General features: G+C 58.4%; 19 protein-coding genes. 10 read left to right on the plus strand and 9 right to left on the minus strand.

Annotation, left to right across the window (positions count from 1 at the left end; translation table 11 throughout):
• Positions 1 to 165 precede the first annotated feature (165 nt).
• Positions 166 to 303 carry a hypothetical protein gene (locus tag H3Z84_RS14520; RefSeq protein ID WP_199458077.1) on the plus strand — a complete coding sequence of 46 codons (138 nt, stop codon included), beginning with the start codon at positions 166 to 168 and terminating at the stop codon, positions 301 to 303.
• 94 nt (positions 304 to 397) lie between these two features.
• Positions 398 to 1,093 (plus strand): monofunctional biosynthetic peptidoglycan transglycosylase, encoded by a 696-nt coding sequence (gene mtgA, locus H3Z84_RS14525; protein WP_094623801.1) that lies wholly within the window; start codon positions 398 to 400, stop codon positions 1,091 to 1,093.
• Between the two features lie 4 nt (positions 1,094 to 1,097).
• Here the strand turns inward: mtgA and thpR are convergent, their stop codons facing one another.
• From thpR to H3Z84_RS14545, 4 genes are read right to left on the minus strand one after another with little or no spacing between them, the layout of a single operon-like run.
• Entirely contained in the window at positions 1,098 to 1,643 is a 546-nt protein-coding gene (gene thpR, locus H3Z84_RS14530) for an RNA 2',3'-cyclic phosphodiesterase (RefSeq protein WP_199457963.1), read from the minus strand.
• A 16-nt stretch (positions 1,644 to 1,659) separates the two neighbouring features.
• Positions 1,660 to 2,505 carry a DUF72 domain-containing protein gene (locus H3Z84_RS14535; RefSeq protein WP_199457964.1) on the minus strand — a complete coding sequence of 282 codons (846 nt, stop codon included), beginning with the start codon at positions 2,503 to 2,505 and terminating at the stop codon, positions 1,660 to 1,662.
• A 53-nt stretch (positions 2,506 to 2,558) separates the two neighbouring features.
• Positions 2,559 to 2,972, minus strand: coding sequence for an alternative ribosome rescue aminoacyl-tRNA hydrolase ArfB (gene arfB / locus H3Z84_RS14540; protein WP_022987929.1), 414 nt, complete (start codon positions 2,970 to 2,972; stop codon positions 2,559 to 2,561).
• An 8-nt stretch (positions 2,973 to 2,980) separates the two neighbouring features.
• Positions 2,981 to 3,640, minus strand: coding sequence for a hypothetical protein (locus H3Z84_RS14545; RefSeq protein WP_199457965.1), 660 nt, complete (start codon positions 3,638 to 3,640; stop codon positions 2,981 to 2,983).
• Positions 3,641 to 3,772: 132 nt separating this feature from the next.
• Between H3Z84_RS14545 and H3Z84_RS14550 the strand changes: the two genes are divergently transcribed.
• The 6 genes from H3Z84_RS14550 (at position 3,773) to H3Z84_RS14575 (ending at position 8,842) form a co-directional block, all read left to right on the plus strand.
• Positions 3,773 to 4,630 (plus strand): hypothetical protein, encoded by an 858-nt coding sequence (locus tag H3Z84_RS14550; protein WP_228285902.1) that lies wholly within the window; start codon positions 3,773 to 3,775, stop codon positions 4,628 to 4,630.
• 65 nt (positions 4,631 to 4,695) lie between these two features.
• Positions 4,696 to 5,004, plus strand: coding sequence for a hypothetical protein (locus tag H3Z84_RS14555; protein ID WP_232901656.1), 309 nt, complete (start codon positions 4,696 to 4,698; stop codon positions 5,002 to 5,004).
• Positions 5,005 to 5,035: 31 nt separating this feature from the next.
• A complete protein-coding gene (locus tag H3Z84_RS14560) occupies positions 5,036 to 5,179 on the plus strand; it encodes a hypothetical protein (protein ID WP_022987932.1) in 144 nt (47 codons plus the stop codon).
• Positions 5,176 to 5,547 carry a hypothetical protein gene (locus tag H3Z84_RS14565; protein WP_199457966.1) on the plus strand — a complete coding sequence of 124 codons (372 nt, stop codon included), beginning with the start codon at positions 5,176 to 5,178 and terminating at the stop codon, positions 5,545 to 5,547. Before H3Z84_RS14560 ends, H3Z84_RS14565 begins: the two co-directional genes overlap by 4 nt.
• A gap of 27 nt (positions 5,548 to 5,574) precedes the next feature.
• Positions 5,575 to 8,094 (plus strand): DUF2339 domain-containing protein, encoded by a 2,520-nt coding sequence (locus tag H3Z84_RS14570; protein WP_228285903.1) that lies wholly within the window; start codon positions 5,575 to 5,577, stop codon positions 8,092 to 8,094.
• A gap of 49 nt (positions 8,095 to 8,143) precedes the next feature.
• Complete coding sequence (locus tag H3Z84_RS14575) at positions 8,144 to 8,842, plus strand: crotonase/enoyl-CoA hydratase family protein (RefSeq protein ID WP_199457967.1); 699 nt, start codon at positions 8,144 to 8,146, stop codon at positions 8,840 to 8,842.
• A gap of 3 nt (positions 8,843 to 8,845) precedes the next feature.
• On the opposite strand, the gene H3Z84_RS14580 is transcribed toward H3Z84_RS14575, so the two are convergent.
• Positions 8,846 to 9,553, minus strand: a complete 708-nt coding sequence (locus tag H3Z84_RS14580; RefSeq protein ID WP_094623808.1) for a LemA family protein — start codon at positions 9,551 to 9,553, stop codon at positions 8,846 to 8,848.
• Complete coding sequence (locus tag H3Z84_RS14585) at positions 9,522 to 9,743, minus strand: hypothetical protein (protein WP_199457968.1); 222 nt, start codon at positions 9,741 to 9,743, stop codon at positions 9,522 to 9,524. The genes H3Z84_RS14580 and H3Z84_RS14585 overlap by 32 nt, the downstream gene beginning before the upstream one ends.
• A 169-nt stretch (positions 9,744 to 9,912) precedes the next feature.
• On the opposite strand from H3Z84_RS14585, the gene H3Z84_RS14590 reads away from it, so the two are divergent.
• Together H3Z84_RS14590 and yeiP are read left to right on the plus strand one after the other, a co-directional pair.
• Complete coding sequence (locus H3Z84_RS14590) at positions 9,913 to 10,410, plus strand: acyl-CoA thioesterase (RefSeq protein ID WP_199457969.1); 498 nt, start codon at positions 9,913 to 9,915, stop codon at positions 10,408 to 10,410.
• Positions 10,411 to 10,497: 87 nt separating this feature from the next.
• Positions 10,498 to 11,064, plus strand: coding sequence for an elongation factor P-like protein YeiP (yeiP, locus tag H3Z84_RS14595; RefSeq protein ID WP_058341429.1), 567 nt, complete (start codon positions 10,498 to 10,500; stop codon positions 11,062 to 11,064).
• Between the two features lie 18 nt (positions 11,065 to 11,082).
• On the opposite strand, the gene H3Z84_RS14600 is transcribed toward yeiP, so the two are convergent.
• The 3 genes from H3Z84_RS14600 to H3Z84_RS14610 are packed head-to-tail and all read right to left on the minus strand — an operon-like array spanning position 11,083 to position 13,264.
• On the minus strand, positions 11,083 to 11,778 hold the full coding sequence (locus H3Z84_RS14600; RefSeq protein WP_199457970.1) for a pseudouridine synthase: 696 nt from the start codon (positions 11,776 to 11,778) through the stop codon (positions 11,083 to 11,085).
• Complete coding sequence (locus tag H3Z84_RS14605; protein ID WP_199457971.1) at positions 11,775 to 12,551, minus strand: spermidine synthase; 777 nt, start codon at positions 12,549 to 12,551, stop codon at positions 11,775 to 11,777. The genes H3Z84_RS14600 and H3Z84_RS14605 overlap by 4 nt, the downstream gene beginning before the upstream one ends.
• Positions 12,551 to 13,264, minus strand: coding sequence for a lytic transglycosylase domain-containing protein (locus H3Z84_RS14610; protein ID WP_199457972.1), 714 nt, complete (start codon positions 13,262 to 13,264; stop codon positions 12,551 to 12,553). The genes H3Z84_RS14605 and H3Z84_RS14610 overlap by 1 nt, the downstream gene beginning before the upstream one ends.
• Between the last annotated feature and the right edge of the window lie 83 nt (positions 13,265 to 13,347).

Raw genomic sequence — 13,347 nt, forward strand, 5'->3', positions numbered from 1 at the left:
GGCAAAGTTGACGGGCACTGAGACTTCGGAGTAAGAAGAGAAACCCCGCGTCGCTACGCTCCGATGGGTGGCAGCCTTGCTCCGGTCCGGGTGGCAGGCTTCACGTGGAATGGGTGGCAACCTTCAGCGGTTTACGCACACTGGGGCGAGATGGAGAACTTTGGCTTGCAGCGGCTGGTTAACCGTAACCCGGGCATTGTGAAAACTGTGCTGATCAACGGCAAACTGGCGGTGGACGACGAGCAACTGGTGCCGGAGTTCGGCCGGGAAATGGGCTACGGCCGGTTTATTCCTGCGCGTTAAGGCTTTCCATATCGTAACCGCCAAGGCCTGTCGTGTCGGCTAACATGTAATGTCTGTTTGAAACATGTTCAACCGAGTACGACAGGTTCCGGCTATGGCCAAAAGGTCTTTCATTCGTAAATCCCTGCGCCTTCTAGCCATGGCATTCGGGGCTGTTGTGGCCATGGTTTTTCTGACCATCCTTTTGTTCCGGTTTGTGAACCCGCCTACCTCCGCCTTTATGCTGGCTTATCAACTTGGCACTGCGCCAGAGCCGCTTCGGCAGGAATGGGTGCTCATGGCGGAGATTTCACCCTGGATGCCGCTGGCCGTGGTAGCCAGTGAAGACCAGCGCTTCCCCTATCATGCGGGGGTGGATTTCGAGGCCATCCGCAAGGCAGTATCCGAGTACAAGGCCGGAGAGGGCTTGCGGGGCGCCAGCACCATTACCCAGCAAACCGCCAAGAACCTGTTTCTCTGGAATGGTCGCAGCTTTGTTCGCAAGGCGCTTGAAGCCGTGCTGGCACTGGGGATTGATGGCCTGTGGCCAAAGGAGCGGGTGCTGGAGGTTTACCTGAATATTGCGGAATTCGGGCCCGGAATCTACGGAGTAGAGGCCGCCAGCCAGATCTACTTCGGCAAACCTGCCCGCCAATTATCCCAGACCCAGGCTGCTCGTTTGGCCGCCGTGCTACCCAATCCAAAGGTGTTGAGCGTAACGGCACCCACAGCCTATGTGCAGGAACGGGTGGCCTGGATTCAGCAGCAGATGAACCAGCTCTCCGGGCTCAAATATCTTGAACAGCTGTAATGCGTCAATCGGTATGGGTCGGCAATACAAACCGCTCAAGTACCGTATACACCGAGCCACCTGCACCGGGTGTGCTTTCGAACAGAACGAAGTCCTTAACCGGCATGGTGCCGAATGAGGTGTTCCTGTGGCTCTCAAGCAGTGACGCCACCGAACCGGTCGGTGGGCGGAATCGACTGATTGTTATGTGAGGTTTGAAGCTTGGGTTTTTTAGCGTAAACCCGTTGTTGGTGAGTCGGTTTGCGAGGTTTTGTTGGAACTCCCGAAGTTGGTCTTCCGGCGATACTCCAGCCCAGAGAATTTTCGGGCTCTCCGGGGAACCGAAGCAACCCAGTCCCTGCACATTGAGTTCAAAGGGGGCACGGGTAACGCCTCTTGCCAGGTCGCAGGCCAGAGCCACCTGCGGCTCTTCGACCTGGCCGAGGAATGCCAGGGTCAGGTGCAGTTGTCCACGGCTTTGCCAGCGAGCCCCGGCTACCTGTGTTTTCATCTGCAGGAGGCTCGCTTTGATGGTGTCGGGTATCTCCAGTCCGAAAAACAGCCTTGGCATAACGTTCGCTCCGTTATCAAAACAACCCGATCTGTGGCGTGGATAGCTCTACCGGCAGTGGTTCCAACTCTGGGAGCTTCTCCCGCAGCAATTCGGTCCACAACGCAGCCAGCTCCACCGCATGGCCGTTGTCGGGCATGTGCATGAATACATAGGGCTGAATGCCAGCCTCAATCCAGGCAGCCACGCGATCTACCCAGGGCGCAAGGAAGGTTCGGTTGGTTTCCAGGTCGGGGTGGCCTATGTAGCGAATCACCGGCGCCGCGTCGCTGGGCAGGATGTGCACCGGAACTCGGGGCTTCTTGCGCTGGGCATCGATGGTTGATTCACAGTCGGGCGTTGCCGAGAACAACGCCCGGCTATCAAGAACCACCCTTGCCAGCTTTCGGGCCCGCAAACCCTGGTTCAATGCCCGTTCTTCGTCACCCTTGGCGAAAAATGCCGGGTGGCGGACTTCTACAGTCCAGTGAAGAAACTCGGGTGCGGTATCCAGGAAATGCCAGAGCTGGTCTAGCCGCTGAGGGCCAAAGCCGGCGGGTAGCTGCAGCAACATGGGGCCCAGCACATCGTTTAGCGGCTCAATCAGCGATAGAAAAGTATCCAGCTCATCGCCCACGCCGGTGAGAAAGCGTTCGTGGGTGATGGCTCGGGGCAGTTTGAACAGGAAGCGGAAGCTGTCCGGCACCTGCTGCCGCCATTGCAGACACTGATCCCGGCTGGGGCTGGCGTAGAAGGTGGTGTTGCCCTCAACGGTGTTGAACACCCGGGCATAGCGCGCCAAGGGAGTGCCGCCGGGTGGCAGCTGGTTGTTCCAGTTCGGATCTTGCCACTGGGGACAGCCGAGGTAGTAGGGCAGTGCCATCTTTTTTTCGCTGCTCTGCTGTGGATAAATTGATCACTCAGGCGCCGGGGATATCAAAGCTGCACTTTTCCCCTGAGCGCCTTGGTTTTGCCTTTTTTGGTTTTGCTGTCCACACGCCGACGTTGAGAGCCCTTCGTTGGCTTGGTGGGGCGGCGGGCTTTCTGTTGCTTTACCGCTTCCTGAATCAACTCTTTCAGGCGCTGAAGGGCATCGTCCTTGTTCAGCTCCAGGGTGCGGAAGGACTGCGCTTTGATCACGATGATGCCGTCTTTGCTGATTCGCTGGTCAGACAACGCCATCAGCCGCTCCTTGTAGAACGGCGGCAGGCTGGAGTTCTGGATATCGAACCGGAGGTGAACGGCAGAGGCAACCTTGTTGACGTTCTGCCCGCCCGCGCCCTGGGCGCGTATCTGGGTGATCTCAATTTCCCAGTCTGCCAGTTCAACGGCGTTGGAGATTTTCAGCATGGGCTTCCTCAGCGCCGGAAAAAGCGGGGGTTACGTTCGATAAAGGCATCAATCCACCGCTCCAGGAACGAGGCCTCGTCCGGATTCTTCAGGTAACGCCAGCCCAGGGTCGAAATGATCAGGGCACCAATGGCATCCACAATCAGGTCCCACATGGTATCGGTCAGCCCGGATGGATCCCCCAGCATGGGTTTTTGCATGTTCATTCCGAATAATGAATCCATGGTGAATTCGAAGACCTCCCACAGGGCCCCAATGCCCAGGGCAAACATGAAGGCAAAGAGGGCAACAAAGCCCGGCTTCAGGTGCATCTGGAGCTTCTCGGTTTCGTTCATGATATGCACCAGCAAAAAACCGAGGATGCCAAGCAGGAAGCCCGAAGTGGTGTGCAGGGCCATGTCCCACCACCAGAAGCGGGTGTAGTAGTCGCGAATTTCGCCCAGAAACAGGGACGCGAACACAAAGCCGATGGCCGCCAGCTGCAGTCCCGGTGGAATGTGAATGCGGAAACGCCGCTCAAACAAAACCGGGAAAAAGGTAATGGCAATGATCATGCTGGTCAGGAAGGCAGTGAACCAGCGCTGGCCGATTACAGCAAACACCGCCTCGGCCAGGAGTATCAGTTGCAGGACAATGGTGATTCTCTGGTGGGTAATTCGAATGCGCATGCACAAGAGGTTCCTGATTTCGTTACGCTTACCCTATCACATCACGCCGGTTTCCAGGCTCCCCGTGACGGTTGCCACGGCTCCGATTGGTGTAGGATAACGGGCATAACCTGAAGCAAGAGACGTTTTACCATGTTGAAGACATTTCTGATGACATTGCTGGCGGCCAGTGTTGCCTTGCTGGCGGGCTGCTCCGGGCCGGAATCTCCGCAGGAAGTTTCTGAAGTCTTCTGGCAGGCGGTTGTTGAAGGCGATGCCGGTGACGCCAGCGACTACTCCACGCTGGTCGACGAGGCTGCGTTCGACAGTTTTGGCGAGAACTGGAAGAACGTGCAAGTGGCCTGGGGCCGCGTTGTTATTGATGAGCAGGTTGCCCGGGTAACCACCACCCTGAGCGGGCTGGAGGGGCGTGATGAAGCGGTTGAAACGGTCACCTACCTGGTGCGCCAGGGGGATGAATGGCTGGTGGACTACTACCGCACCGGCGACGCCCTGGAAGATGGCCCGGTGTGGGGCAGCCTGGTTGGCCAGCTGGAAAAGCTGGGCGAGGATCTTAAAGCCCGCTGGGCACAGCAATCCGATGAGCTGGCACAGGAACTTCAGCTGATGGGGCAGGAGCTTCAGCAGCAAGCCGCACAGATGAGTAGTGAATTCTCGGGCCTGGCAGAAGAGTATGGTGAGCAGCTGGGGCAACAAATGGAAGCCTGGTCCCAGTCATTGCGAGAGGCGCTGAAAGCCAATCCTTCGGCCTCTTCGAAAGACCGGCGCACGCTGAATGAGGCCGTTACCCAGCTTGAAGCGCAGCAGCAAAAACTGGAAGAGGCGGACCTTCAGGCATTGGCCGAAAGCACCGTTGTGGCCGCAAAGACCCAGTTACAGCTGGGTGAATTAGGTGAGGAATTTGCCGCCTACAAAGCCGAGTGGCAGCAGCGCCTGGCCGAAATAGAATCGGAAATAGAACGGTTTATGCAACAGCTGAAGGAAGGTTAGGAACCTTTTAGGCTGTCATCCGTGATTATTCAGTACACCACTCAGATATTCGGAGAGAACCAAGCGTGAAACCTGCATTTATGTTTGCGATTGCAGCCACAGCCCTGCTGGCCGGCTGCCAGACTTCCGGTTACATGACCTCGGCGGCCACCGACGGAGACGGCGTTACCTGCGCTGAGATCTATCAGGCCTTTGATGCCTATGAGCGTGATCGGCAGTCTGCCAGTGCCCTGGCTGACCTGGGGCGGGTGATCAGCCCCGCCGCCGGTAGCTATGCCGATATGGGCGTGAACCAGGCGTCCAAGTACTACGAAGAAATCAAAGCCAGCGCGAATATTGCATTGGCGATGCGCGGTTGCCAGCCCATCCAGTAACACCGGTCATTAGCTGACAAGAGGAATGCGTATGTCCGTCGAAACCAAACTTGTGGTGTGTCCCCACTGCCATAAGGCAAACCGGGTGCCTGTTGATAAACTTGCCGCCGGTGGCAACTGCGGTGCCATGAGTGAGGCCCAGATCAGCCAGTGGCTGCAAGGGCAGGCAGGATGAGGTTTCCTGCCGTAACGGTTGTACTGGTGGCTGGTGCGTTGCTGTATGTGCTGTGGGATCAGATGCAGGACGAGCCAGCCCCTGAGGACCCGGCCAGGTACACCAACCTGGCTGCTAGCCCGGCCAAGCGCAGTAACGTGGTGGACTGGGCTGTTACACAGATTCCGGAAGTCTGCGCCCAGGCAACCGGGGGTAGCGGAGAACGGTTTGATGACTGCGTGGAGCGGGCGGAGTCCCGTACCTCCACCTGTCGAAGGGCGATTTACGATAACTTTCCGGACAACGTGACATCAGAAGCAGTTTTCCGGGATGTTTCGATTACCATGATGAATTGCCTGGTGCCGGAGTCGGGCCGGGTTCAGCCCTGATTTTTTCAAGAGACAAGGAATCGTCGTTTGGAATTCATCTTTATTATTCTCATGGCCGGCGCGGCCCTGCTGGTGCCTGTCGGTTCGCTGCTGGGCTTTCTGGCGTTTCGCCAGCGTGACCGGCAGGCCTCCCGTGTTGAACAGCTGAGTCGTGAAGTAGAGTCTCTTCGGCAGGAGCTTGCGGCCCTTAGGAGCCGTAATGCATCTGGAGAGCTCCCTCAAATCTCGCAAGAACCGGTGCCAGAGCCTGAGCCGGCTTCTGAGATGCCGGCAGATAACCCGCCTCCGCATATCTCTGAGCCACCACCCCGTAGACTTTCCCTTGAAACCCGGTTGATCAACACCCTGAAAGCAAACTGGATGGTTTGGCTGGGTGGCCTGAGTGTAAGCCTGGCCGGAATTTTCATGGTCAGCCATTCTATCAGCGCAGGCCTGATTGGCCCGGTTCAGCAATTTGCGCTGGCTCTGTTGAGTGGGCTGGCGTTGCATGCCGGTGCCGAGTATCTGCGCCGTCGTCACATGGCGGCAGACCAGGTATTCGCGGCCCTGGCGGGCGGCGGCAGTATTACTCTTTATGCAGCCTTGCTGGCGGGTGTTCGCCATTATGAGCTTATCGGCCCCGTAACCGGGTTGATACTGCTGGCAGTCGTATCGCTGGCGACCATGGCCTTGGCTTTGGTTCACGGCCCGTTACTGGCGGTGATGGGGCTGTTTGGCGCCTATGTGGTGCCTTTGCTGGTGGGTGGCGAAGGCGGCAGCGTCCTGTTCGTGCTGAGCTACAGCTTTCTGATTACCCTAAGCTCCATGTTGTTGATGCGGCGCGTTTACCGTGACTGGCTCTGGTATGGCACGCTGCTGGGCGCTCTGGGGTGGTGGTTATTGGTGGGTATGGGCTCGGCCGCAATGCTGGCGACTGCGGGCTACCTTTCGGCGTTGTTTGTGCTGTTTTCCATGTGGCCCGGTGAAGTCAGTCTTTCCGGAGAGCGTCGTCGTGAAGCATTGATTGCCCTGCTGGCAGCCTGGGCTGTGTCCATTTACCAGCAACCGGCTACAGAGCCGCTGTTTCTGGCCTGGTTGTTTATATTGCCGGTGGCAATTCTCTCGCCTTCCGGGCGCGGGGCTTTCTGGTACTTGCCCTGGCTGGCGGTGCTGGCAACCGTTGTGGGTTGGCTCGGGTTTGCGGCTAAGGCTTCGGGAGAGTTTCTGCTGGTTACCCTCGCCGAAGAGCAGCACGGAATATTCCTCACTTACTTGATGCTGGCCGCCGTCATTACCCTGATGTCCGGGCTCTGGCAGTGGCGACAGCAATTGCAGCTCAGGCGCTGGGCCTCACTGGTGATGCTGGCACCGGTTATCTGGTTGCTGCTGGGTTGGTTGTTGTTGATGCCGGCAGGCGAAGCGTCTGGCGCCTGGGCCCTGGTTTCCTTGTTCGCTGGTGGTGTTTATGGCGCTCTGGCCTGGCGGCTGGAGCAGCGCAGTGAGTGGCGTGCTGGGTTGGTCTGGGCCCTGCTGGCAGCACACGCCAGTTACTCTCTGGCGGTGGTCATGTGGCTGCAGGAAGCCTCGCTTACCTTGGCGCTGGCAGCGCAGTTTGTCAGCCTGGTGTGGCTGGCCCGCCGGTATCAGGCATCGGAGCTGTACTGGCTGTTAAAACTGGTGCTGGCCGTTGTGGTGGCTCGGCTGACCTTTAATCCCTGGCTGGACAACTATCAGGCGGCCAGCCACTGGACGCTGCTGACCTACGTCGGTGCTGCCGGCTTTGCGGTAGCGGCAACCTGGCTGGCCGGGCGCAGCGGTGCTATTCGCCCGTGGCTGGAGGGTGCGTCGTTGCACCTGGTTGTTTTGTTTATGGGGGTGGCCCTGCGTTTTGCGCTGTACGACGGTGACATCTTTGTTCGGGACTACAGCCTGACCGAGGCAGCTATCAATACGCTGCTCTGGGGCTCTGTGAGTGTGGTCTATGTGATTCGCGCCCGGGCCAGCGAGACCCTGGTCTGGCTGTATCGGCTGTTTGCGTGGATTTTGCTGGCCATGGCCGGGTTAAGTTATCTGGTGGCGGTTGTGGTTCACAATCCGTGGTGGACCAGCGGGGTGATTGGTGAAACGCCCGTCTTCAACCTGCTGTTACTGGCCTATGGCGCACCGGTGCTGCTGGCATTGGTAATCAGCCGTTATCGGGAGCTGGTACCCCGGCACTGGGCGCTTGCGGTGGCCGGTGCGGCGTTCCTGTTATTTACAGCACTGGAAATCCGGCAGATTTGGCAGGGCAGTGCCATGCCCCTCCAGTTCGGTATGGGCGAGGGCGAGCTCTACACCTATTCGGTGGTGGGCATGTTGTATGCTGTAGCGGCCATTCTATGGTCTGCCCGAAACCATAGCCTGATGTTGCACAAGGTTGGCATGGCGCTGCTGGGCGTGGTAATTGCCAAGATTTTCCTGGTGGATATGTCTGGCTTGCAGGGGCTCTGGCGGGTTGCTGCCTTTATGGGGCTCGGATTGGCCTTGCTGGGCCTGGCGTGGGTTTACCGCAGAAGCCGTAAGCTATAAAGTTAACAAACACTCACTTAAATAAAACGCAGTACATGAGGATATCCAGGTGACAGAACTCGTAACTTACGAACTGAATGATGGCATTGCCACCATCACCCTGAACAACGGCAAGGCCAATGCCCTGAGCCACGAGGTTTTTGAGGGGCTGAATGCCGCCCTTGACCAGGCCGAGCAGGACAAGGCCATTGTGATCCTGACCGGCCAGCCCGGTATGTTCTCCGGCGGCTACGACCTGAAAGAAATGCAGAAAGGCCCGAAAGAGGCCATGGCCCTGGTGAAAGTGGGTTCAACCCTGACTCGCCGCTTGTCTGCCTTCCCGCGGCCGGTGATTGCGGCCTGTAGCGGCCACGCGATTGCCAAGGGTGCGTTTATCCTGCTGTCTGTGGATTACCGGATTGGGGTGGAAGGCAGCTTCAAGCTGGGCCTGAATGAAGTGGCCATCGGCATGACCATGCATCACGCCGGTATCGAGATTGCCCGCCATCGCATGCCTGCGCCGTACTTCTACCGTTCTGTGGTGAATGCCGAGATCTTTAACCCGGAAGGCGCCATTGCGGCCGGCTTCCTGGACGAGGCGGTCGCCCCGGAACAGCTGATGGAGCGTGCGCTTGCCGTGGCTACCCAGATGAAACAGCTGAACATGACGGCCCACAAGCAGACCAAGCTGAAAGTGAAAGCCGATTACCTGGCGCTGCTGGATCGCTGCATTGAGCAGGACTTCGCTCACTTTGACCTGATGGGCTGATAGTTAGCTTCCATCCTTGCTGAACTGGCTGACCGGGCGGAACCGGAACAGCCAGGCCAGCAGCAGATCCGGCAGGGTCTGGATTCGGGTGTTGTAGATCATGGCGCTGTCGGTGTAGCTGTTGCGCAGCAGTGCCAGGTAGCTCTCGGTATCCGCCATGATCGCCATAAAGCGCCCAACCACTTCGTGATTTTTCATCTCCGGATAATCTTCAATCCTGGCTTTGAGCACCTGCGTTGCGGCCTGTTCACGGGCAAGCGTTCGCTCCACATTCGCGGCGGACTCCATGCTGGCGGGCGGCTCGGCCCGTAGTGAGGCAATGTGGGTCATCAGTTGTTTTTCATGGGCCATGGCGGCCTTTACCGTATTCTCCAGCATCGGCCACAGGTCATGGCGTTGCTGCAAAATGGTGTCGATGTTGGCCCTGGCCCGGTTTACCCGGTTCTTCAGGAACACCATGTCGTTGTAATGCAGCACGCCCAGATAAAGGCACAGCACCAGTGGCACCATGAGGGCGGACAGCAGCAGGTTGTCCGGGCTGAACCGGCCATCGGCGGCGAGCAATGAGGTGGCGGTGAACAGAAACAGGCCAAGGCTGGCTGCAATGCTGACAAAACTGCGGGCGCCGCGGTTAAGAACACGGTGCTCACGGTTGAAATGCCCAACCACATAGGCAGTATCACCGGGGCGCAGGGCGGGCGCCAAGGGCATCGGTTACCGTGGCTTCAATCAGGTAGGGCCCGTCTGACAGTGCAGCGAGCGGGGTGGCTGGCAGTCTCTGCATCTGGCGGGTTTCGGTCATTTGTTCCAGCCCCTGATTCATCAGGTGCCAGCTTCCGGCCAGGCAGGCAACGGCGATGAGTGTGGTGATAATGCGCCCGGAAGTACTCGCCAGTGCCATGTGGAAAAACGTCCTTTTGTCGTCGGCCGGAAAAAAGTGCAGTATACCTGATCAAATTACCTGCATGGCCCGCAAACCCAGGCGCACAGTAGCCTGGCGCGAGGTGTCCTTACCTTGCTAACAAAGTTATCCACAGTTTTTGTGGGTAAACCAGAAGGAAATGAGCCAGATGACTGACAAACCGGCCAAGCCTGTTGCTGCTTCTGCCATCGAGAAGCATGTGTATAAAGTATTCCCCAACGATATGAATGCCTATAACACGGTATTCGGTGGCATGATCATGGCCAAGTGTGACCGTCTGGCCCTGGTAGTGGCGGAGCGGCATTCTGCCCATGTATGTGTAACCGCAGCGGTCGACTCCATCCACTTCCGGGCACCGGCGAAGGGCAACGACACCCTGTTGTTCAGCCTGTCGCTGAATCGCAGCTGGGGGTCTTCCATGGAAATCGGCGCCAAGGTGGAGGCGGAAAACAGTTATACCGGGGAAACACGCCATATCCTGTCGGCGTTTTTCACTTTTGTGGCGCTGGATGAGCAGGGGAAACCGGTGGATGTGCCGGCGGCGATGCCGGAAACCCCTGAGCAACAAAGGCGCTTTGATAACGCTGAAATCCGTCGGGCAGGGCGATTGAAAACCCGGGAGGAGTTATCCCGGGCAAACAGGTAAGATTACTGCGGTAGCAACTATCGCTTCCGGGCGCGAGTCGTGGTATATCAGCGCCCACCAAGATCAACTTTTTCGGAATCAGGTGTTATGCCAAAAGCGAGCGAGATTAAAAAGAACCAGGCCGTTGAATACGAAGGACGGGTGTATTTCGTTAAGGACATTGAACGCTCTGTACCCCAGGGCCGTGCCGGCGGCAGCCTGTACCGCATGCGGATGTACGATGTGGTCACCAACCAGAAGCTGGACGAGACCTTCAAGGACTCCGACATGCTGAACCTTGCGGACCTGGTGCGTCGTCCGGTCACGTTTTCCTACGCCGATGGCGACGAGTACGTGTTCATGGATAACGAAGACTTCACCCAGTACATGCTGAACAAGAGCGCCATCGAAGACGAGCTGTTGTTCATCACTGAAGACACTCAGGGTGTGATGGCCATTCTGGTCAGCGATACGCCGGTGGCCATTGACCTGCCACCTACGGTGGAACTGACCATCGAAGAAACCGACCCGTCTGTGAAGGGTGGTTCTGCCACCGCGCGTACCAAGCCGGCTCACCTGACCACCGGACTGGTTGTTCAGGTTCCAGAGCACATCTCCACCGGCGACCGCATCAAGGTGAACGTGGAAGAGCGCAAGTTCCTCAGCCGCGCCTGATGTGTTTGATCCGCTCTGTCAGCCGATGGAGCGGATCTCGCTGCCGCTCAGGTGGCGATACCCGCCAACAGGAAGCTCCGGGTCCAGTACCAGGCTTCCCATGCTTTCCCGGTGCAGTGACGTCACCCGATTGCCTACTGCGTGGAACATCCGCTTTACCTGGTGATACCGCCCTTCAAAAATGGTGACCCTCGCCTCGTGATCGTTCAGCGGTTCCAGCTGCGCAGGGGACGTTGTCAGTTGCTCGTACTCGAACCAGATACCTTCGGCAAAGCGCAGGGCGGTCTCCGGGCTGATGGGTTCAGCGGTTGTTACCCGGTACACTTTCGGAATCTTCACGGCAGGTTCTGTCAGCCGGCGAGACCAGGTGCCGTCATTGCTCAGAATCAGCAGCCCGGTGCTGGCCCGGTCCAGGCGCCCGCCAATGTGCAGGTGCGAACGCAGTTCCGGCTCAATCAACTCCATAACGGTAGGGTGCTGGTCGTCCCGGGTGGCACTCAGGTACCCGGCGGGTTTGTGCAGCATCAGGTAATAGGCCGGTTCGGCCTGCTGGATAATGTCCTTGTCGATCTTCACTTCCCGGAAGCGGGAGATGTCTTCACTGCCGTCCCGGCAGACCGCCCCATCCACCCAGACCCGCCCGGCTGCCAGTAACTGGTTGGCAAGGCGGCGGCTGATTCCGTTCTGGTTGCTGACGATACGGGCAAGCTTCATTCGGCGGGTGGGGCAAGTCGGCTGAGTTTGTTGACCAGCTTACGCCAGCCAATCGGCAGGCGCGCTTCCAGCGCATTCAGCCGGGCTTTGTCGGCCGGCAGCGGGTCAATGGCCTGCTTGTGGCCGTAAATCACCCAGTTGTTGGTTTTGCTTTTGAAGACCAGTAACAGGGGAAACTGGCGCCGGAGCTCCCGAAGCAGGTTGCCATCCGGTTCCGGCATACGGTGATAGTTCAGCACCAGCCAGCCCTGGGCCGACAGCGCCCGACTGCAGGCCTTGATGAACTGGCGCTGGCTTTGGGCCGGGCTCATCCGGTCCGCGCTGTACAGGTCGGTCAGGATCATATCGGTGCCGGCTTCCGGTAAGTTATCCACCGCCACGCGGGCATCGGCAATGTGGATATCAAGCCGGTCAGACTCGGGCAGAGAGAACCACTCCCTGGCAATGTCTGCCACCTTGCGGCGCAATTCATAAACCTCGATGGACGCTTCCGGCAGCAGGGTGAACAGGCCATGTGCCAGCGCGCCACCACCCAGCCCGAGAACAGTCACTTTACCTGGCGTGGTGAAGGCGAGGGGCAAGAGCATGGCGCGGTTGTATTCGTGTACCGGAACCTGGGGAGCAGAGCGCAGAATCTTGCTTTGCTCGAACACCGAATCAAAGCTCAGGATTCGGTGCTTTCGGTCGTCAATCACAAGGATGTTGCCGTAGTTATCCCGAGCCACATGGACAATATCGCCCTTGATCTCCGGGCTTTTGAGAATGGTGCCCATCAGTTTTTGGCGTAGCGCTGGTGCAGTATGCCAACGCGCTCAACATAGGCCTTGGTCTCTGCGTAGGGCGGAATGCCGTTGTACCGGCCCACAGCACCCGGGCCGGCATTGTAGGCGGCGGTCGCCAGGCGGATATCGCCACCGAAACGTTTGAGCATTTGGGCCAGGTAATCGACGCCGCCACGAATGTTGTCCTGTATGGCAAACGGGTCGTTCACGCCCAGCTCATCGGCCGTGCCCGGCATCAACTGCATCAGCCCCTGTGCGCCCACGGGAGAAACCGCTTTGGGATTAAATGCCGACTCGGCATGGATGACCGCCCGAACCAGGGCCGGGTCTACATCGTATTCCCGGGCGGCGGTCAGGATTTCATCCCGGTAGGGTGTCAGGAACAGCGGGGTCTTGTGCCAGTCCACCTTGGAGCCGGGGTCGCAGGCATAGCAATGGAACCGGATAACTTCCACTTCGGCGTTACCCGGACGCTGGCTGCTGTAGGCCACCACGCCGTGTTCATCGGTGTAGCGATAGATGGTTTCGGTTTTGGTAGAGGCCCGGGGCTGCGCCTTGCTCTTCACGTTGGTGTACTCCACCCGGCCATCCGGATGCACGATTCGCTGAATGCTGTCGGCCCTGGCGCTGCTGACCAATGCCATCGCCAGGAACAGGCCAGTGATGAGGGCTCGTGCCGGTTTGTTCAGGAAATAGTTACGCATTGCTCGCCTGGAGATAAACAGCCTACCAACGAATTTACCGGTATTGGCTGCGGGAAGGTACCGGTAATTGCGGGATTCTGGTG

This window comes from Marinobacter sp. bablab_jr003, assembly GCF_016464245.1.
Lineage (GTDB): Bacteria > Pseudomonadota > Gammaproteobacteria > Pseudomonadales > Oleiphilaceae > Marinobacter > Marinobacter vinifirmus.

Excerpts from the sequence above, each read along its gene's own strand:
- mtgA (WP_094623801.1), top strand. The coding sequence starts at position 398 with ATGGCCAAAAGGTCTTTCATTCGTAAATCCCTGCGCCTTCTAGCCATG.
- thpR (WP_199457963.1), bottom strand. The coding sequence starts at position 1,643 with ATGCCAAGGCTGTTTTTCGGACTGGAGATACCCGACACCATCAAAGCG.
- H3Z84_RS14535 (WP_199457964.1), bottom strand. The coding sequence starts at position 2,505 with ATGGCACTGCCCTACTACCTCGGCTGTCCCCAGTGGCAAGATCCGAAC.
- arfB (WP_022987929.1), bottom strand. The coding sequence starts at position 2,972 with ATGCTGAAAATCTCCAACGCCGTTGAACTGGCAGACTGGGAAATTGAG.
- H3Z84_RS14545 (WP_199457965.1), bottom strand. The coding sequence starts at position 3,640 with ATGCGCATTCGAATTACCCACCAGAGAATCACCATTGTCCTGCAACTG.
- H3Z84_RS14550 (WP_228285902.1), top strand. The coding sequence starts at position 3,773 with ATGTTGAAGACATTTCTGATGACATTGCTGGCGGCCAGTGTTGCCTTG.
- H3Z84_RS14560 (WP_022987932.1), top strand. The coding sequence starts at position 5,036 with ATGTCCGTCGAAACCAAACTTGTGGTGTGTCCCCACTGCCATAAGGCA.
- H3Z84_RS14565 (WP_199457966.1), top strand. The coding sequence starts at position 5,176 with ATGAGGTTTCCTGCCGTAACGGTTGTACTGGTGGCTGGTGCGTTGCTG.
- H3Z84_RS14580 (WP_094623808.1), bottom strand. The coding sequence starts at position 9,553 with ATGCCCTTGGCGCCCGCCCTGCGCCCCGGTGATACTGCCTATGTGGTT.
- H3Z84_RS14585 (WP_199457968.1), bottom strand. The coding sequence starts at position 9,743 with ATGGCACTGGCGAGTACTTCCGGGCGCATTATCACCACACTCATCGCC.
- H3Z84_RS14590 (WP_199457969.1), top strand. The coding sequence starts at position 9,913 with ATGACTGACAAACCGGCCAAGCCTGTTGCTGCTTCTGCCATCGAGAAG.
- yeiP (WP_058341429.1), top strand. The coding sequence starts at position 10,498 with ATGCCAAAAGCGAGCGAGATTAAAAAGAACCAGGCCGTTGAATACGAA.
- H3Z84_RS14600 (WP_199457970.1), bottom strand. The coding sequence starts at position 11,778 with ATGAAGCTTGCCCGTATCGTCAGCAACCAGAACGGAATCAGCCGCCGC.
- H3Z84_RS14605 (WP_199457971.1), bottom strand. The coding sequence starts at position 12,551 with ATGGGCACCATTCTCAAAAGCCCGGAGATCAAGGGCGATATTGTCCAT.
- H3Z84_RS14610 (WP_199457972.1), bottom strand. The coding sequence starts at position 13,264 with ATGCGTAACTATTTCCTGAACAAACCGGCACGAGCCCTCATCACTGGC.